Source organism: Mycobacterium sp. RTGN4 (assembly GCF_033804635.1).
Classification (GTDB): Bacteria; Actinomycetota; Actinomycetes; order Mycobacteriales; family Mycobacteriaceae; genus Mycobacterium.
This window is the reverse complement of the sequence record NZ_JAPZLB010000014.1, coordinates 154,116-172,554: the sequence shown is the minus strand read 5'-3', so window position 1 is coordinate 172,554 and position 18,439 is coordinate 154,116. Positions and strand designations below refer to the sequence as shown.

Annotated in this window: 18 protein-coding genes and 1 riboswitch; of the genes, 8 read left to right on the top strand and 10 right to left on the bottom strand. The window is 67.6% G+C overall.

The annotated features are described in order from the left end of the window. Positions 1 to 126: 126 nt before the first annotated feature. From SLQ30_RS25970 to SLQ30_RS25955, 4 genes are all read left to right on the top strand, one after another. A complete protein-coding gene (locus SLQ30_RS25970) occupies positions 127 to 540 on the top strand; it encodes a YccF domain-containing protein (RefSeq protein ID WP_319449524.1) in 414 nt (137 codons plus the stop codon). Next, positions 537 to 1,592, top strand: coding sequence for a GTP 3',8-cyclase MoaA (gene moaA, locus SLQ30_RS25965; protein ID WP_319449525.1), 1,056 nt, complete (start codon positions 537 to 539; stop codon positions 1,590 to 1,592). Before SLQ30_RS25970 ends, moaA begins: the two co-directional genes overlap by 4 nt. Further along, a complete protein-coding gene (locus SLQ30_RS25960) occupies positions 1,589 to 1,849 on the top strand; it encodes a MoaD/ThiS family protein (protein ID WP_319449526.1) in 261 nt (86 codons plus the stop codon). Before moaA ends, SLQ30_RS25960 begins: the two co-directional genes overlap by 4 nt. Before the next feature lie 246 nt (positions 1,850 to 2,095). Continuing rightward, positions 2,096 to 2,287: riboswitch (cyclic di-AMP (ydaO/yuaA leader) on the top strand. 9 nt (positions 2,288 to 2,296) lie between these two features. Further along, a complete protein-coding gene (locus SLQ30_RS25955) occupies positions 2,297 to 3,544 on the top strand; it encodes a transglycosylase family protein (RefSeq protein ID WP_319449527.1) in 1,248 nt (415 codons plus the stop codon). 11 nt (positions 3,545 to 3,555) lie between these two features. On the opposite strand, the gene SLQ30_RS25950 is transcribed toward SLQ30_RS25955, so the two are convergent. Genes SLQ30_RS25950 through SLQ30_RS25935 form a run of 4 tightly spaced genes read right to left on the bottom strand, consistent with a single transcriptional unit; the run spans position 3,556 to position 5,141 of the window. Continuing rightward, a complete protein-coding gene (locus SLQ30_RS25950; RefSeq protein ID WP_319449528.1) occupies positions 3,556 to 3,984 on the bottom strand; it encodes a molybdenum cofactor biosynthesis protein MoaE in 429 nt (142 codons plus the stop codon). Continuing rightward, positions 3,981 to 4,460, bottom strand: coding sequence for a MogA/MoaB family molybdenum cofactor biosynthesis protein (locus SLQ30_RS25945; protein WP_413468184.1), 480 nt, complete (start codon positions 4,458 to 4,460; stop codon positions 3,981 to 3,983). The genes SLQ30_RS25950 and SLQ30_RS25945 overlap by 4 nt, the downstream gene beginning before the upstream one ends. Continuing rightward, positions 4,457 to 4,939, bottom strand: a complete 483-nt coding sequence (gene moaC / locus SLQ30_RS25940; protein ID WP_319449530.1) for a cyclic pyranopterin monophosphate synthase MoaC — start codon at positions 4,937 to 4,939, stop codon at positions 4,457 to 4,459. The genes SLQ30_RS25945 and moaC overlap by 4 nt, the downstream gene beginning before the upstream one ends. 1 nt (position 4,940) lies before the next feature. Further along, entirely contained in the window at positions 4,941 to 5,141 is a 201-nt protein-coding gene (locus tag SLQ30_RS25935; protein WP_319449531.1) for a hypothetical protein, read from the bottom strand. Between the two features lie 57 nt (positions 5,142 to 5,198). Here SLQ30_RS25935 and SLQ30_RS25930 point away from each other — a divergent pair, with 57 nt between their 5' ends. From SLQ30_RS25930 to SLQ30_RS25920, 3 genes are read left to right on the top strand one after another with little or no spacing between them, the layout of a single operon-like run. Continuing rightward, on the top strand, positions 5,199 to 7,478 hold the full coding sequence (locus SLQ30_RS25930; RefSeq protein ID WP_319449532.1) for a helicase-associated domain-containing protein: 2,280 nt from the start codon (positions 5,199 to 5,201) through the stop codon (positions 7,476 to 7,478). Positions 7,479 to 7,494: 16 nt separating this feature from the next. Next, positions 7,495 to 9,144 (top strand): DNA repair helicase XPB, encoded by a 1,650-nt coding sequence (locus tag SLQ30_RS25925; protein ID WP_319449533.1) that lies wholly within the window; start codon positions 7,495 to 7,497, stop codon positions 9,142 to 9,144. A gap of 60 nt (positions 9,145 to 9,204) precedes the next feature. Further along, positions 9,205 to 9,885 (top strand): hypothetical protein, encoded by a 681-nt coding sequence (locus SLQ30_RS25920; RefSeq protein ID WP_319449534.1) that lies wholly within the window; start codon positions 9,205 to 9,207, stop codon positions 9,883 to 9,885. Positions 9,886 to 9,916: 31 nt separating this feature from the next. On the opposite strand, the gene SLQ30_RS25915 is transcribed toward SLQ30_RS25920, so the two are convergent. Genes SLQ30_RS25915 through SLQ30_RS25905 form a run of 3 tightly spaced genes read right to left on the bottom strand, consistent with a single transcriptional unit; the run spans position 9,917 to position 12,393 of the window. Beyond that, positions 9,917 to 10,804, bottom strand: a complete 888-nt coding sequence (locus SLQ30_RS25915; RefSeq protein ID WP_319449535.1) for a hypothetical protein — start codon at positions 10,802 to 10,804, stop codon at positions 9,917 to 9,919. 37 nt (positions 10,805 to 10,841) lie between these two features. Next, complete coding sequence (locus tag SLQ30_RS25910) at positions 10,842 to 11,834, bottom strand: LLM class F420-dependent oxidoreductase (RefSeq protein ID WP_319449536.1); 993 nt, start codon at positions 11,832 to 11,834, stop codon at positions 10,842 to 10,844. Positions 11,835 to 11,844: 10 nt separating this feature from the next. After that, on the bottom strand, positions 11,845 to 12,393 hold the full coding sequence (locus SLQ30_RS25905) for a helix-turn-helix domain-containing protein (protein WP_319449537.1): 549 nt from the start codon (positions 12,391 to 12,393) through the stop codon (positions 11,845 to 11,847). Positions 12,394 to 12,468: 75 nt separating this feature from the next. Here SLQ30_RS25905 and SLQ30_RS25900 point away from each other — a divergent pair, with 75 nt between their 5' ends. Beyond that, positions 12,469 to 13,677: an FAD-dependent monooxygenase gene (locus SLQ30_RS25900; protein ID WP_319449538.1), complete on the top strand. Its 1,209-nt coding sequence runs from the start codon at positions 12,469 to 12,471 to the stop codon at positions 13,675 to 13,677. Positions 13,678 to 13,742: 65 nt separating this feature from the next. On the opposite strand, the gene SLQ30_RS25895 is transcribed toward SLQ30_RS25900, so the two are convergent. From SLQ30_RS25895 to SLQ30_RS25885, 3 genes are all read right to left on the bottom strand, one after another. Further along, positions 13,743 to 15,890 (bottom strand): 3-hydroxyacyl-CoA dehydrogenase NAD-binding domain-containing protein, encoded by a 2,148-nt coding sequence (locus tag SLQ30_RS25895; protein ID WP_319449539.1) that lies wholly within the window; start codon positions 15,888 to 15,890, stop codon positions 13,743 to 13,745. Positions 15,891 to 15,894: 4 nt separating this feature from the next. After that, a complete protein-coding gene (locus SLQ30_RS25890) occupies positions 15,895 to 17,106 on the bottom strand; it encodes an acetyl-CoA C-acetyltransferase (protein WP_319449540.1) in 1,212 nt (403 codons plus the stop codon). A 177-nt stretch (positions 17,107 to 17,283) separates the two neighbouring features. Then, positions 17,284 to 18,390, bottom strand: coding sequence for an alkene reductase (locus tag SLQ30_RS25885; protein WP_319449541.1), 1,107 nt, complete (start codon positions 18,388 to 18,390; stop codon positions 17,284 to 17,286). Between the last annotated feature and the right edge of the window lie 49 nt (positions 18,391 to 18,439).

Sequence of the window (18,439 nt, the reverse complement as noted above, 5' to 3'; positions counted from 1 at the left end):
ACATGAGGAACGCGTCCCACTTGCGCAGGACGCGAATGCGATGATCCTACTCGGACTCCGCACCGACCAGCATTCGAATTCCTTCGGCCGCCCGGCCGGTAGTCTGAAATGACGGCTGGAGGAAACATGCGCCTGATCCTGAACATCATCTGGTTGATCTTCGGCGGCCTCTGGCTGGCACTCGGCTACTTCGCGGCGGGCCTGCTCTGCTTCATCCTGATCATCACGATTCCATTCGGCTTCGCGGCGTTCCGCATCGGCGTCTACGCGCTGTGGCCGTTCGGCAATACGGTCGTGGACAAACCGGGACCGCGCCCTGGCGCATTGATCGGCAACGTGATCTGGCTGCTGCTGTGCGGCATCTGGCTGGCCATCGGCCACGTCGTCTCCGCGATCGCGATGGCCGTCACGATCATCGGGATCCCGCTCGCCATCGCCAATCTCAAGCTCATTCCGGTATCGCTGATGCCCCTTGGCAAGGAAATCGTGCCCACCGGTTCCACGAACCAGATCTACGGCCGTTACGGAGCGCCGGGATGACGGTCACCGAACTCGGCGTGCCGTCGCTGCGGCAGGTGGCCGCGGCACCGACGGCCGGCCCGCTGATCGACACGTACGGACGCGTCGCGATCGACCTGCGGGTGTCATTGACCGACCGATGCAACCTGCGGTGCACGTACTGCATGCCAGCCGAAGGTCTCGACTGGATGCCCGGCGAGGAGCTGCTGAGCGAAGCCGAGCTGGCTCGCCTGCTTGCCATCGCGGTCACCCGGCTTGGCGTGACCAGTGTGCGCTTCACCGGCGGCGAACCGCTGGTGTCCCGTCACCTCGAAGGGGCCATCGCGGCGGCCGCAGCGCTGACTCCACGCCCCCAAATCGCCATGACCACCAACGGAATTGGCCTCGCCCGTCGGGCCGCCGGGCTCAAGGCCGCCGGACTCGATCGAGTCAACGTGTCGCTTGACACCGTCGATGCGGGCCGGTTCGAGAAGATCACCCGCCGGGACCGCCTCACCGATGTGATCGACGGGCTTGCCGCCGCGGCGGCAGCGGGCTTGACGCCGGTGAAGGTGAATGCGGTGCTCGATCCAGACACCGGCCTCGACGATGCCGTGCCGCTGCTGCAGTTCTGCCTTGAGCACGGATACGAGCTGCGCATCATCGAGCAGATGCCGTTGGACGCCGAGCATCATTGGCAGCGCGACCAGATGATCGGCGCCGATCGAATCCTGGACACCTTGCGCGGGCACTTCGAGCTTCGCCCCGACCCGGCGCCGCGAGGTTCGGCACCCGCTCAACTCTGGCGCGTCGACGGACCCGGACCACGCGGCACCGTCGGCATCGTCGCGTCGGTGTCGCACGCCTTCTGCGGGGCGTGTGACCGCACCCGACTGACCGCCGACGGCCAGGTGCGCAGCTGCTTGTTCTCCCGCGAGGAGACCGACCTGCGGGCGCTGCTGCGCAGTGGGGCCGACGATGCGGCGCTCGAGGAGATGTGGCGAGCAGCGATGTGGGCCAAGCCGGCGGGCCACGGGATCAACGACCCGAACTTCGTGCAGCCCACCCGACCGATGAGCGCGATCGGCGGATGACGACGCCCCTGCAGATCGTCGTGCGCTACTTCGCGGCGGCCAGGGCGGCTGCGGGCGCCGACGAGGAAATCGTGGCCATCGCTTCAGGTTCGTCGGTCGCGGACCTCGTGGCCCAACTCGGCGCCCGCGACCCAGCGCTCGCTCAAGTCCTGGAGCGCTGTTCCTTTCTCTGCGACGGCGTCGCGGTGCGAAACCGGGCGGAAGCGCTTCGAACAAAGCAGACGGTGGATGTGTTACCGCCATTCGCCGGGGGTTGACGGTGATTTGCGTCACATCACGAAATGGTCACGAACTGGCCACGGCCCGGTTATCAGTGTTCACGTCCTGCGACAACGCCAAACCATCCTGCGGCTTTAAAGTCCTCTTATAGTTCGCTAGCAGGCGAAACGCCGAATTTGGCAAAAGTGACGGGGCTGCTGGTACCCGTTACGGTCTGTTCCCAAGCCATTCGACCCGAATCGAGTGGCCCGCCGTGCCCGGTAACGCCGAACTCCATCCATTGGGCATGGCAGACACCAAATCCTTGGATGGAGGCGGGGGACCCACCGGTCCACCACGAAATGCAGGACCAGGAGTCGCTTGCGACTCCTTGGGGTGAAGCCGAAGTCGAGCGCCTGATGGCTCAAGACGGAGGCCGGGCAACCTCTCTAGCCCGAACCCGACAGCTGACCTCGCGGGCGTTGACGAGAGGATTTTCTGCGCATATGAGCAGCGGACGGCATCGTAAGGCCACCAGTTCAGCGGTAAGCGTCGCAAAGATCGCCTTCACGGGCGCCGTCATCGGAAGCGGAGGTCTCGCCCTCGCCGGGCAGGCCGGTGCCGCCACTGATGGCGAATGGGACACGGTCGCCCACTGCGAATCCGGCGGTAACTGGGCCATCAACACCGGCAACGGTTACCAGGGTGGCGTGCAGTTCTCGCCAAGCACTTGGTCGGCGCACGGTGGCGGCGAGTTCGCGCCCGCCGCCAACATGGCCACCAAGGAAGAGCAGATCGCCGTCGCGGAACGCGTGCTGGCCACTCAGGGCCGCGGAGCGTGGCCGGTGTGCGGACGGGGACTTTCCGGTTCAACGCCACGCAACGTCGTAGCCGACGCACCTAAGCCACTCGACAACCCCGACCTCAACGGCGACGTCCCGCCGCCAGTTGAGCAGTTGGGCTTCGACGCGCCTGCTCCCGACGCCCCTGCGCCCGATGTGCCGCTGCCCGACGCACCGCCCCCCGCTCCCGATGCACCGCTGCCGGACGCCCCGCCGCCCGCACCCGAGCTCGCCGCGCTAGACGCACCTGCCCCCGACGCGCCGCCGCCGGTCGATGATCTTCCGCCCGCCGATCCCACGCTGACGGCTTTCGATGCACCGGCACCAGATGCGCCCCCGATCGACGCACCGGCACCTGATGCACCGGCGCCCGATGCCCCGGCACCCGCGGTCGAGGCTGCGGACTGGGACGTCGTCGACGGTGCCCCGGCGCCGGCCGACCAGCCGCAGGAATGGGCGCTGCACGCGGGCGACCTGAAGCTCGACCCGGCGACCCCGCCGGCACCCGTCGACCCCGCAGCTGCGCCCGCACCCGACCCGCTGGCCCCGCTGAATGCCGTCAACGTTCCTGGCCCGGTCTTCGACGCTGCCAACATGGCGGCCAGTGGCCAGATGCCGATCGCACCCAACGGCATGCCGCACCTCGCGAGCCCCGATGCACCGCCTCCTGGCTCGACGATGGACCCAGCCCAGGCCGGCGACACCGACACTCCCAACGTCAGCTACCTCAAGGATCTGTGGCAAGCGGTTCAGAGCCACGACATCAGCGGCAAGGAAGCCCTGATGATGGGGATTGCCCAGCGCGGGATGAACACCCCCTACCCGGATCAGGAGGCGGGCCCCAACGTGCCGGTCTCCCCCGGTGCCCCGGCGGTCGATCCGCTGGCGCCCGCACCGCTGCCTGCCGGGTAGTCAACGCGGCGTCAGGCCGATCCCACCCATTCGTCGGAGCCGTCGACGAAGAACTGGTGCTTCCACACCGGTAGCCGCGCCTTGACGGTGTCCACCAGCAGTGCACAGGTCTCGAACGCTGCCTGGCGATGGTCGGCGGCGACGGCCGCGACCAGCGCCGCATCCCCGATCTCCAGCGTGCCGATGCGGTGGCTGACCGCGATCGCACGAACGCCGTGACTGTCCCTGGCGATCTCGGCCGCCACGTCGACGAGGGTCTGCAGCGCCGTCGGATGTGCGGAGTACTCCAGCCGCGTTACCGAGCGTCCACCGTCGTGGTCACGCACCGCGCCGACGAACCCGACCACGGCGCCTGCCGCCCGATCCGCAACGAGCGCCTCGTGTTCGGCGAGGTCGATGCGTTGCGCGTTCAGTTCGGCGCGGAGTACGACAGCACTCATCGGGTGTGATCCTGACCTTCCAGCTGATCCAGCGCGTGATCCAAGACGTCAGCCAGTACACCGAGGCCGTCGTTGACGCCTCCCGGCGACCCAGGCAGGTTCACGATCAAAGTTCCGTCGCGGACCCCGCACACGCCACGGGAGAGCACCGAGGTGGGCACATGCGGCAGCCCGGAGCGCCGGATCGCATCGGCCAGGCCGGGGATTTGATAGTCGACGATGTCGGCGGTCGCATCGGCGGTCCCGTCGGTGGGCGAGATTCCGGTGCCGCCTGACGTCAGCACCAGGTTCGCCCGCTCACCGATGGCTGCGAACAGCGCACGGTTCACGCCGCTTCCGTCCGCGACGACGATGGGCGCGGGCACGTCGAAACCCCGCTGAGTCAGCCAGGCGACGATGACCGGTCCGGTGCGGTCCTCGTAGACCCCGGCGGCCGCGCGAGTGGACGCAATGATCACCCTGGCCGTCCGCGTCACGGGCGTTGCCACGAGCCCGTCTTGCCGCCGTCCTTGCGCAGGACCCGAATGTCGTCGATGGTCGCCGCCGGGTCGACGGCCTTGAGCATGTCGTAGAGCGTCAGCGCGGCCACGCTCACCGCGGTCAGTGCTTCCATCTCCACACCGGTGCGATCGGTCGTCCGGACGGTCGAGGTGATCACGACTTCCGTTGCGCCGATGTCGAATTCGACGTCGACACCAGTCAGCGCCAGCTGATGGCACAGTGGGATCAGGTCACTGGTGCGCTTGGCGGCGAGGATGCCTGCCACCCGCGCGGTGGCCAACGCGTCGCCCTTCGGCAGGCCGCCGGTAGCGATCAGTTCGACGACGTCGGGACGAGTCCGCAGGGTGCCCGTGGCAACTGCGGTGCGCTTGGTCGCGTCCTTGCCCGTGACGTCGACCATGTGCGCAGCCCCGGTCTGGTCCAGGTGCGAAAGTCGATCGGCTCGAGCGGTCACGCTATCTGTTGATGACGGTGACCGGGTGCGTGTAGGGCAGCTCCTCGGCGGGCAGCGGGAACGTCACCTCGCCGAAGGGCGACAGCGCCCCGGTGCGGTCGGTTGCCAGCTCGCTGACAGCGTGGTCGTCGGCGTCGCCAGCCGGCCAGCCGTTGTCGACGTAGCGGTTCTTCTGCGGTTTCTTGTCAGCCACGCTCCACATTGTGGCAGGTGGAGCGACGAGTGGCGAGGCCGGTGCGCGACGATAGGCTGGTTGCCAATGTCCAATGCCGTGTCCAATCCAGCCGCCGTGGTCCCGTTGGGGGCCTGGCTCGCTGAACTGCCCGACGAACGGCTGGTTCGACTGCTGGAACTACGGCCCGATCTGACTCAGCCGCCGCCGGGTTCGATCGCGGCGCTGGCCGCACGGGCCCAGACGCGCCAGTCGGTCAAGGCCGCCACTGACGACCTGGACTTCCTCCGGCTGGCCGTGCTCGATGCGCTGCTGCTGTTGCACGCCGACGGAGCACCCGTTCCGCTGTCCAAGCTGGTCGCGATGGTCGGAACACAGGTCGACGAGGACGACCTGAACGCCGCCGTCGACGACTTGACGACCCGCGCGCTGGTCTGGGGCGACGGCGCAGTGCGGGTCACCCCGGAAGCCGCGTCGGGACTGCCGTGGCATCCCGGCCAGGTCACCCTCGAAGCCGACCAGGACGGCGCAGAGCGGATCGCCGAGATGTTGGCGGACGTCGACACCGCGCAACGCGACTTGCTCGAGCGGTTGCTCGACGGTTCACCGATCGGGCGCACCCGCGACGCCGCGCCTGGCACGCCCCCCGACCGCCCGGTGCAGCGACTGCTCGCCGCCGGGTTGCTCCGCCAGGTCGATGCCGACACGGTGATTCTGCCGCGCTTGGTGGGCCAGGTGCTGCGTGGAGAACTGCCCGGGCCCACCGGCCTGCGGCGGCCTGAGCCTGCGGTGACGTCGGTGACCGTGTCCGACGTCGACGCCGCCGCCGCCGGTGCTGCGATCGACCTCCTGCGCGAGGTCGAGCTCCTCATCGAAACCTTTTCCGTCGCACCGATTGCCGAGCTTCGCAGCGGCGGACTGGGCGTGCGGGAGCTCAAGCGCTTGAACAAGGTCACCGGTATCGACGACCACCGACTCGGGCTCATCCTCGAAGTCGCGGCCGCCGCCGGACTCATCGCATCGGGCATGCCCGACCCGGATCCGCTGGACGGCAGTGGTCCGTACTGGGCGCCGACGATCGCCGCCGATCGGTTCGTCGAATCGCCCGCGGCGACGCGCTGGCACCTGCTGGCCTCGACGTGGCTGGACCTGCCAGCCAGACCCAGCCTGGTTGGCGAGCGTGGTCCTGACGGCAAACCGTATGCGGCACTCTCGGATTCGCTGTTCTCGACGGCCGCTCCGCTGGACCGCCGACTGCTGTTGACCTTCCTCTCCGACCTGAAGCCCGGCCGGGGCGTTGGCAGCGACGATGCCGCGCAGGCATTGCGTTGGTTACGTCCGCGTTGGGCCGCCAGGTTGCAACAGGGGCCGATGGCGGACCTGCTCGCCGAGGCGCACGCTGTCGGCGTGGTCGGCCGGGGTGCGCTCGCGACCCCGGCGCGCCTTCTGCTCGCGGGCGATTCCGACGAACGCATCATCGCCGCGATGGCCAAGGTCTTACCCCCGCCGATCGACTACTTCCTGCTGCAGGCCGACCTGACGGTGATCGTGCCAGGACCACTGGAACGCGAACTGGCCGAGCAATTGGCCGCGGTGGCCGAGGTCGAGTCGGCAGGCGCGGCGATGGTGTACCGGATCAGCGAGCAGTCGATCCGGCGGGCACTGGATACCGGGCGCACTGCAGGCGATCTGCACACGCTGTTCACCAAGCACTCGAAAACTCCAGTGCCACAAGGATTGACGTACCTCATCGACGACGTCGCACGTCGGCACGGCCAACTGCGGGTCGGCATGGCGTCCTCCTTCGTGCGCTGCGAAGATCCCGCGTTGCTGGCCCAGGCCGTCGCGGCTTCCGCGGTGGAGCGGCTGGACGTGCGGTTGCTGGCCCCGACCGTCGCGGTGTCCCATGCGCCGATTTCCGAGCTGCTCGCCGCATTGCGCGACGCCGGGTTCGCACCGGCCGCAGAGGACGCCTCGGGCACCATCGTCGACATCAGCGTCCGGGGCGCGCGGGTACCCGCCCCGACCGCCCGTCGCCGCGGCTACCGACAGTCGGGCCCCAACGCACAGACGTTGGGGGCGATCGTCGCCGTGCTTCGCAAGATGGCCGCGTCGCCATCGTCTGGCGTCAGGCTCGACCCGGCCGAGGCGATGGCACAACTCCAGCGGGCCGCCCATCATCAGGGTTCGGTGGTGATCGGCTACGTGGACGCGGCAGGTGTCGCCACCCAACGCGTCGTGGCTCCGATCAACGTGCGGGGCGGCCAACTCACCGCATACGACCCGGCGGCCGGACGGGTGCGCGAGTTCGCCATCCACCGCGTGACGTCGGTGGTGTCGGCGGACGAGACGATAATGGACACATGAGCTACTTGAAGCGCGCATGACCGAGGGCCCCTTGATCGTGCAGTCGGACAAGACGGTGCTGCTCGAGGTCGACCACGAGTTGGCAGGCGCCGCGCGGGCGGCAATCGCCCCGTTCGCCGAGTTGGAACGCGCACCCGAGCACATCCACACCTATCGGATCACCCCGTTGGCGCTGTGGAACGCACGCGCGGCCGGCCACGACGCCGAGCAGGTCGTCGATGCACTGGTGTCGTTCTCGCGGTACGCGGTGCCCCAGCCGCTGCTCGTCGACATCGTCGACACGATGGCCCGCTACGGTCGGCTGCAGCTGGTGAAGAGCCCGGTGCACGGCTTGATGCTGGTCAGCCTGGACCGTGCAGTGCTCGAAGAGGTGCTGCGCCACAAGAAGATCGCCCCCATGCTCGGCGCCCGCATCGACGACGACACCGTCATCGTGCACCCAAGCGAGCGCGGCCGGGTCAAGCAGATGCTGCTCAAGATCGGGTGGCCCGCAGAGGATCTCGCGGGCTACGTGAACGGCGAGGCCCATGCGATCGCGCTCGAGCAGAACGGCTGGGAGTTGCGGGATTATCAAGAGCTCGCCGCCGAGTCGTTCTGGGTTGGCGGCTCGGGCGTGGTGGTGCTGCCGTGCGGCGCGGGCAAGACCATCGTCGGCGCGGCCGCAATGGCCAAGGCGGGCGCGACGACGCTCATCCTCGTCACCAACACCGTCGCCGGACGGCAGTGGAAGCGCGAGCTCATCGCGCGGACGTCGCTGACCGAGGAGGAGATCGGGGAGTACTCCGGAGAGCGCAAGGAGATCCGCCCCGTCACCATCGCGACCTATCAGGTCATCACGCGTCGCACCAAGGGCGAATACCGCCACCTCGAACTGTTCGACAGCCGCGACTGGGGGCTGATCATCTACGACGAGGTGCATCTGCTGCCCGCTCCGGTGTTCCGGATGACGGCCGACCTGCAGTCCCGTCGACGGCTCGGGCTGACCGCCACGCTGATCCGCGAGGACGGCCGCGAGGGCGACGTGTTCTCGCTCATCGGGCCCAAGCGCTACGACGCCCCGTGGAAGGACATCGAGGCGCAGGGCTGGATCGCCCCAGCCGAGTGCATCGAGGTCCGCGTCACGATGACCGACAACGAGCGGATGCTGTACGCGACGGCCGAGCCCGAGGAGCGCTACAAGCTGTGCTCGACGGCGCACACGAAGATCGCCGTGGTGAAGTCGATCCTGGCGCGTCACCCCGGTGAGCCGACGCTCGTCATCGGCGCCTACCTCGACCAACTCGACGAGCTCGGCGTCGAGCTCGACGCTCCGGTCATCCAAGGGTCCACCAAGACCGCCGAGCGCGAGGCGCTGTACGAGGCATTTCGACAGGGCGACATTCAGACCCTGGTGGTGTCCAAGGTCGCCAACTTCTCCATTGACCTGCCAGAGGCCAGCGTCGCGGTTCAGGTTTCCGGGACGTTCGGATCGCGGCAGGAGGAGGCGCAACGGCTGGGCCGGTTGCTGCGCCCCAAGGCCGACGGTGGCGGCGCCGTCTTCTACTCGGTGGTGTCCCGCGACAGCCTCGACGCCGAGTACGCCGCACACCGACAGCGGTTCCTCGCCGAGCAGGGCTATGGCTATGTCATCAAGGACGCCGACGACCTCTTGGGGCCGGCCATCTGAGTTCCCAGGCTTCGCACGTGACGTCGCGCACGCCTTGGGAAGGCGCTAGCCTCAACAGTCATGACCGGACGCCACCGCACCCGCGCCTACTCACCAACCGCCAATGCCGCCCGAGTGGCGCTGGTCGGGCTGGCCGTCAGCATGGGTGCCGTGGCGTTCGCAGCACAGGCCAGCGCAGACCCGGCCGATCCGGCCGCGCCGATACCAGTCGCCCCGGGCGATGCTCCGGCACCCGGGCAGCCCGTCGTGGAGGCGGCAGGCCCTCCGCCCGCACCGGGCGACGCGCCGCCCAATTTCAACCCGTCGCAGGCGGTAGGGCGGGTCGCCGACGATCAGGCCCACTATGGAACTGGTTCGGGGCCGCTGGGCTTCCTGCGCGATGCGTGGAACCAAGCCAAGGACCCGTATGGGCTGAACGACCCGTCAGCGTTCGCCGCCGCGCCGCCGCCTCCAGGTGCCGGTCCAGCGCCGGCGCTGCCGCCTGGATACGTCTCGACGAACGCGCCGGGATCCGAGACGGCCCATGTCGCCGGCCCACCTGCTCCTCACCCGGAGCTCCCGCCCGGGTACTTCTCGAAGAGCGGGCCTCCGCCCCCCGGATACTTCGACCCGCCACCCGCACCAGGCGACCCCGCGGTGTTGCCGATGGTCGCGCCGGGTGCACCTGCGGCACCCGGGGCGCCCGCGCCGTACGTGCCGGTTCACTCGCCGCCACCTCCGCCGCTGCTGCCGCCTTCGTAACCATCAGTTGAGGGCACGCCTTCCAGCTGAATCAGCTGTGGCGCAACGTGCCGATGATTTGGTCGATGAGCCCGGGGTCCGGCGCTCCGGGGTAGCCCTGACCGATCGATACGACGAACACGACCACGCCCTTGGCACCTGGGACCGTGGTGGCCACCACGCTGTGTAGCGCGCTCGGTCCGTGGCACTCGTCTTGCTCGATGTCGGTCACGGTGGCGCGGAGCTCAACGGCGGGCGCCCCATCGACGATGAGGGTGCGGGGCTGGCTGGGCGAAACCGTGGGTTTGCGACCGGTTTCCGACGTGTAGACGTCCTCGACGAGGCTGGACTTCGCGCGCGCTTCCCGACCGATGTCGTCGGTATCAAACTGGTTATCCAACCCGCTGACGGCCCGCCAATCCTTAGGGCAGAGCGGAACTTCCAGCTCTGCGGTCCCGCTCAACACTTCAATTGGGCAAGTCCCGAATGGGCCATCGGGACAAAACTTTTCCCACCCGAGCATCGTCGAGCAGTCGGAGACCCTCCAGTCGGCCGGCACGTCGTAGGCCAGCCCGACCGGACTGCTCACTGGTTGCCAGCCCGTCGGCGTCAGTGGTCCCGCAACCGCAGGCGGGCAAATCGGCGCCGACATCGGCGGCGGTGCGAAGAACGGGGGCGGAGGCGCCGCGATCGTCGAGGTATCGGTTGGCGCTGACGTCCGCGACGTCATCGTCCGCACGGTCCACACCAGGCCGGCGCTGACGACGATCAGCAGCACCGCCAAGGCGAGCGACATCCACAGCCACGGCCGCTTGCCAGGGGGCGGACCGCCTGGCGGCTGCGGCGGACCCGGTGGAGGCGGCTCCCCGGGTTGCGGCCTGACGTATCCGTATCCCGGCCAATTGCCAAGCGCGGGATAGCTTTCCGGATTCTCTCCCATGAGCGACCGCGCTTTCGATTGATGCTTCGAACGTCACCTAACTCAGTGCGGGGACGACCTCGCGCTCGAAGAGTTCGATGCCGGACCGGTCGTAGGCGGCCTCCGGGAAGTACAGGATCGCGTACTCACACCCGAGCGCCTTCATGTGCAGCAACCGCTCGACGATCTGCTCGGGGGTGCCGGTGGCGGAGTCGGGCGACGTGGCATTGGCCAGCATCGCATCGACCGCTTCGGCGTTGGCCTTGGTCACCTGCCTGGCGCGAATCCGTTCGACACGGTCCTTCACGTCGGCCTCTGATTCGCCGACGATCGCGTTGAAGTTGGCCGACCTCACGATGGCACCGTAGTCGGTGCCGACCTCCTTGCAGTGACCCTCCAGCACCTGCGACTTGTGCGTGAAACCCGCTGGCTCGGAGACGAAGTTCGTGTACTGGGCGTACCTGGCGGCGATCTTGAGCGTCACCTTCTCACCGCCGCCAGCGATCCACAGCGGAGGACCGCCCTCTTGCAACGGCTTTGGTGCGACGATGGCCCCGTCGACCTGATAGTGCTTGCCATCGGGGAAGCTGACTCGGCCGTCGCGCCAGGCGTCCCGCATGATCTGGACGCCCTCGTCGAGCATGCCGAGTCGCTTGCCCGCCGACGGGAAGCCGTAACCGTATGCCTCCCATTCGTGTTGGTACCAGCCGCCGCCGATGCCCATCTGGACGCGGCCACCCGAGATGACGTCTACCGTGGCAGCCACCTTGGCCAGATAGACGGGATTGCGATAACCCATCGCCGTACACATCTGGCCGAGCTTGATCCGCGACGTCGTCGCCGCGAAGGCCGACATCAATGTCCAGGCCTCATGGGTGGCTTCGTCGGTGGGCACTGGCACGGTGTGGAAGTGGTCATAAACCCACAGCGAGTCCCACGCGCCGCCGTCGGCGTAGGCGGCGAGGTCGTTCATCACCTCCCAGTGGCGTGCGGTGGGGATGTCGACGAGATCGAGCCGCCAACCTTGCGGGATGAAGAGTCCGAAGCGCATGTCTTCGACCCTAGTCCTGGCGGGGCAGGCCCAATGCGTCGAGCGCGCCTGCGACGGCGGCGGCCTTGAGCGCACGCTCGGACGCGTCGGGAAACTGCACGCAACAGTCCTGCAGACCGCCGAAGGCGATGGTGGCGCGGGCCGCCTGAGCAAGCGTCGGCCGCGGACCGAAGATCAACTTGCCCAGGCTTTCCCGCCACGCGATCACCCGATCCACGAAGCCGAGTTCGACCAGCGTGGGCAACTCCGCGACGATGATCAGCAGGTCGGCGCGGTGCCGGTAGTGCAGGTCGAAGTAGCCCTCCAGGAGCGCGCGGGGAGCGATGGCGCGGTTGCGCTGGTTGACGGCGAGGAACTCCTCACCGTCCTCGATCAGCGGCGCCACGATGCTGCGGACCAATTCTTCGCGGGAGGCGAAGTGGTAGTACAGCGCCGGCTTCGTGAGCCCCACCCGGTCGGCGATGTCCTGGAGGCTGGTGCGCTGCACGCCCCTGGCGGCGAACAGTTCGCGTGCCACGTCCTGGATGCGCTGCCGGGTGTCTGACACGGGCCTCGCCACGTAGCCACCCTATCTGACTTAACGATCGGTAAGCTAATGTCCGCATGCTTACCGATCGTTAAGTAAGGAGGAAAGATGCGCGTACTCATCTCCGGCGCGAGCATTGCAGGGCCGGTGCTCGCCTACTGGCTGACTCGCCAGGACATTGACGTCACCGTCGTCGAACGTGCGCCGGCACTGCGCAAGACCGGCGGCCACGCCATCGACCTGTTCCGGCCCGCGATGGAGATCTCCGAGCGCATGGGCGTACTTCCCCAGATCATGGCGCACGCGACCGGGACCACGCTGCTCACCGTTCACCGGCCGTGGGCGTCCCGGCCCGCGCGGATCGACTACCTCAAGCTCGTCGGAGCCATGTCCGACCGCCACGTCGAAATCATGCGCGACGACCTGAGTGAGATCTACTACGACGCCACCCGGGCCGATGTCGAATACGTCTTCGGCGATGAAATCACCTCGATCTCCGATGACGGCGACGTGACCTTCGCCCATGGCGCTCCGCGACGGTTCGACGTCGTGGTCGGTGCTGACGGACTGCACTCCGGCGTGCGCGGACTGGTCTTCGGCGACGACGTTCCCGAACAGTTCCTCGGCGGCTACCTGAGCGTCGTGTCGGTGCCGAAAGCCCTTGCCCGCGAGGGTGAAATGAACGGCTTCTTCGCGCCCAACCGCGTCGCGATGATCTACACCGCCGATCACCTCGACGACGCGCGTGCGGTCTTCATGTTCCGGCCCGAGCAGCCATTGGACTACGACCACCGGGACGTAGCCGGCCAACGCAACCAGCTGCGCGCGGCGTTCACCGGCATGCACGCCGACGTCGACACGTGGCTCGCCGAGGTGGACAACACCCCCGCGTTCTACTTCGACGCCATCACTCAGCTGCAGATGACCAGCTGGTCACGAGGCCGCGTGACGCTCGTCGGCGACGCAGGCTATTGCCCCGGGCCCGCAGTGGGCGGCAGCACCAGTCTGGCGGTATACGGCGCCTACGTATTGGCCGCCGAACTCGCCCGTTCCGGTGGCGACCATGTGGCAACGTTCGCCTCCTACGAGGCGACGATGGTGCCGTCGGTCGTCGGCAGCCGCGCGCTGGCGAGGGTGAACGCGAAGACGATCGTGCCCGGAAGCCGTTGGGGTGTAAGGGCGCTCATCGGCGCCGCCCAAGCGATCTCCGTGCTTCCGCTGGGGCTGACGCAAGCGCTGGCCAGACTCAACTCCAAAGGGGTTCGGCTCTACGACACCATGCCGCTGCCGGACTGGCCGATGGTCGACGCGCGCTGACGCCAGCCGCCGCCGAACAGACGCAAAGGGCCCTGAAGATTCAGGGCCCTCTGTGTCTGCTCGCGCTAGCTGGTCAGCGACGCAGGCGGATTGAAGCGCTCGCCGTACTTGGCGGCCAGTTCCTTGGCCCGCGCCACGAACGCTTCCTTGCCAACACCCAGGGCACCCTCGTAGCCGACGATGTACTGCGCCGAGCCACCGGTGTACGGCGGGTAACCGATACCCATGATCGAGCCGATGTTCGCATCGGCGGTGGACGTCAGCACACCTTCGTCGATGCACTTCTGCGTCTCGAGCGCCTCGGCGAACAACATGCGATCGATCATGTCCTGCAACGGAATATCGGCAGTACCGGAGTTGAATGTGTCGTTCAGCCCCGACCACAGGCCGACGCGCTTGCCGTCGACGTACTCGTAGAAGCCCGCGCCCTTCAGCCGCGACGGCCGCTCGAGTTCGATCATCTTCTCGACAACCGCTTCGGCGGGATGCGGCTGGTAGGTGCCCCCGTCGTCTTCGACGCCCTTGCGGGAGGCGACGGCGATCTTGTGCATGAGCTCGAGGTTGAGCTCGTCGGACAGCTGCAGCGGCGGGGCGGGGTAACCGGCCTGGCTACCCGCCTGCTCGATGCTGGCAGGCACTACGCCCTCACCCAACATGGCCAGCGCCTCGTTGACGAACGTGCCGATGACGCGGCTGGTGAAGAAGCCACGGCTGTCGTTGACCACGATCGGAGTCTTGCCGATGGCTAGCGTGTAGTCGAACACGCGGGCCAGCGCGGCGTCAGAAGTCTTCTCGCCCTTGATGATCTCGACCAGCGGCATCTTGTCAACGGGTGAGAAGAAGTGGATTCCGATGAAGTCGTCCTGGCGCTTCACGCCCGCGGCGAGCCCGGTGATGGGCAGCGTCGAGGTGTTCGAGCCCAGCAGCGCGTTGGGTTCGACGATGTCCTCGATCTCCTGGAACACCTTGTGCTTCAACTCGACTGACTCGAACACGGCCTCGATGACGAAGTCGACGCCCTTGAAGTCGGCGGCATCGGCGCTCGGCGTGATGCGGGCGAGCAGCGCGTCGGACTTCTCCTGCGTGGTCTTGCCGCGCTCGAGTGCCTTGGCTTCGATCTTCTCGGAGTAGTTCTTGCCCTTCTCCGCGGCCTCGATGCTGACGTCCTTGAGCACGACGTCGAAGCCTGCCTTGGCCGACACGTACGCGATGCCCGCGCCCATCATGCCCGCACCCAACACGCCGATCTTGGTGATCGGGGTCTTGCCGATGCCCTCCGGTCGCGAACCACCCGAGTTGATGTACTGCAGATCGAGGAAGAACGCCTGGATCATGTTCTTGGAAACCTGGCCGGTGACCAGTGTGGTGAAGTAGCGGCTCTCGATGCGGCTGGCGGTATCGAAGTCCACCTGCGCACCCTCGACGGCGGCGTCCAGGATGGCGCGCGGCGCGGGCATCGGGGCACCCTTCAGCTGCTTGCGCAGCAGCGCCGGGAACGACGGCAGGATGGCGGCCAGTCCGGGGCTGCTCGGGGTGCCGCCAGGCATCTTGTAGCCCTTGGCATCCCACGGCTGGACGTGGCTGTCGGGGTTGGCCTTGATCCACGCCTTCGCGGCGGGGATGAGCTCGTCCACGGTCGGCAGTACCTCGTCAACCAGGCCGGCTTCGAGCGCCTTGGCCGGCTTGAACCGCGTCCCCTGGCTGAGGATCTCCATGAACGCCTTCTGGATGCCGAACATCCGCACGCTGCGGGCCACGCCGCCGCCGCCGGGCAGCAGGCCCAGCGTGACCTCGGGGAAGCCGACGACGGCGCCCGGGACATCGGCGATGATCCGGTGATGGGTGGCCAGTGTGATCTCGAGGCCGCCGCCGAGCGCGGCGCCGTTGATGGCGGCCACGACGGGCTTGCCGAAGGTCTCCAACTTGCGCAGGTCAGCCTTGACCGCCTCGACCATGTCGAACGCCTCACCGGCGTTCTCGGGGCCCAGGTTGATCATGCCCTTGAGGTCACCGCCGGCGAAGAAGGTCTTCTTCGCGCTGGCGATGACGACGCCGCTGATCGAATCCTGCTCCGCAACAAGGCGTTCGACCGCCTTGTGCATGGATTCCTGATAGTGCTCGTTCATCACGTTGGCCGAACCGGTCGGGTCGTCCAACGTGAGGGTGACGATGCCGTCGGCATCCTTGTCCCACTGAATGGTGTTCTCTGCCATGGTCTTAAACCCTCTCAATGATGGTCGCGACACCCATGCCGCCGCCAATACACAGCGTGATCAACGCGCGTCGCGCACCACGGCGCTCGAGCTCGTCGACCATGGTTCCGGTGATCATGGCGCCGGTGGCGCCCAGCGGGTGGCCGAACGCGATGGCGCCACCGTTGACGTTGAGCTTCTCGTCGGGGATGTTCAGGTCCTTCTGGAACTTGAGCACCACCGAGGCGAAGGCCTCGTTCAGTTCGAACAGGTCGATGTCGTCGACCGTCAGCCCGGCCCGATCCAGCACCTTCTTGGTTGCCGGGGTCGGTCCCGTCAGCATGATGACGGGGTCGGCGCCGCTGGTCGCTGTGGCCACGATGCGGGCGCGCGGGGTCAGGCCCTGCGACTTGCCCGCAGCCTCACTGCCGACCAGCACCAACGCGGCGCCATCGACGATGCCGGAGCTGTTGCCGCCGGTGTGGACGTGGTTGATCTTTTCGATGTAGTGGTACTTCTGCAGCGCCACGTCGTCGAAGCCGCCCATCGCGCCGACGCCGTCGAACGCGGTCTTCAGCTTGCCGAGGCTCTCGACGGTGGATCCCGGGCGCATGTGCTCGTCGTGGTCGAGGATGACGAGGCCGTTCTGGTCCTTCACCGGCACGACGGACTTGGCGAAGTAGCCGCCCGACCATGCTGCGGCCGCCTTCTCCTGCGAGCGCGCGGCGTAGGCGTCGACGTCCTCGCGCGAGAAGCCCTCGATCGTCGCGATCAGGTCCGCGCCGATGCCCTGTGGCACGAAGCCGATGCGGTAGTTGGTCTCCGGGTCAGACGCCCAGGCGCCGCCGTCGGAACCCATCGGGACGCGGCTCATCGACTCGACGCCACCGGCGATCACCAGGTCGTCCCAGCCGGAGCGCACCTTCTGTGCGGCGGTGTTGACGGCCTCCAGGCCCGAGGCGCAGAAGCGGTTGAGCTGGAATCCGCCGGTGGTCTCGGGCAGCTTGGCAACTAGCGCGGCGGTCCGGGCGATGTCGCCGCCCTGGTCGCCGACCGGCGAGACGACGCCCAGAATGACGTCGCTGATCAGGTTCTCGTCGAGATCGGGATGGCGGCTGCGCAGTTCGTCGATCAGGCCGACGACCAGGTTGACGGGCTTGACCTCGTTGAGCGAGCCGTTGCGTTGCTTGCCACGAGGCGTGCGGATCGCCTCGTAAATGAAGGCTTCATCGGACATGTTTTGACTCTCCAGGTCCTTCGGGAATATGGATACGCAGACTCCCAAGCTGAAGAAGCCCACGCGGAGGCTTAGCCCTCGCAGTCGCGAGCCTAGCAGCCGCCCCCCAACCCGTTGGTTGGGCGTCCGCTCAGCTACCCGTCAGGTGTAGCGTGCCCCGCTCCCCCCGAGCAGGGGTCAAGCCGATTCGAGTTCGGTGTAGGCACCCATCGTCGGATAGTCGACGTAGCCCACCGGACCCGGCCCATAGAACGTCGTCACGTCCGGCTCGTTGAGCTCGGCGCCGACGATCAGCCGGTCGATGAGGTCAGGGTTGGCGAGGAACGCCCGGCCCACCGTGGCGGCGCTGATCACGCCCCACTCGGCGAGTTCCTCCAGCTGGCAGAAACTCGTGTCGATGTCGCGGCCGGTGTTCAACACCAGCGGCCCGAACCAGAGCCCGCGAATCGCTCCGAACGCGGGGACGTCGGGATTGATCAGCACGTGCAAGTAGGCGATGTCCAGCGGAGCGATCCGCGTGAGGAGCGCCTCGTACACGGTGACCTCGTCCAATTCCCGCATGTCGCCTGCGGTGTTCCCTGGCGAGATGCGCAATCCGACACGCCCCGCCCCGACCTCTGCGGCGACGGCCTCGACGACCTCCGCGGTCAGGCGCGCCCGGTTCTCCGGCGATCCGCCGTAGGCGTCGGTGCGGTGATTGGTGACGTCGGACGCGAACTGATGCAACAGGTACCCGTTGGCGGCGTGGATCTCGACGCCGTCCATCCCTGCGTCGATGGCCCGGCGCGCGGCTGCCCGAAACTGCTGGACGATTCCAGCGACTTCCTTGGTGGCCAATGCACGCGGCACCGGAAGCGGCTGCTTGCCGGTCGGCGTGTGCGTGGACACCTCGGCGGCGATGGCCGAAGGTGCGACGGACTCGACGCCGCTGATGTCGGGGTGGGCCATCCGTCCGACGTGCCACAACTGCACGAACATCCGGCCGCCCGCGCCGTGCGTCGCCTCGGCGATCTCTGCCCACTTGGCCTGGTGACGGTCGGTGTAGATGCCGGGAGTGTTGAGGTAGGCGCCGTTGGCGGCCTGCGAGATCGCCGTGGCCTCGGTCACGATGAGCCCTGCGGAGGCGCGCTGCGCGTAGTACTGGGCGGCGAGCTCCGAAGGCGTGCCGTCCGCTTGCGCGCGCGAACGGGTCAAGGGCGCCATGAAGATTCGATTCTCGGCCGCCGTGTCGCCGATCCGGATGGGCCGCAGCAGGGCGGCGTCGTGCGGAAGCGTGTAGGTCATGCCGCCGTCAGCGTCATCGGGCGCCCATTCATTCCCATAGGCTCGATAT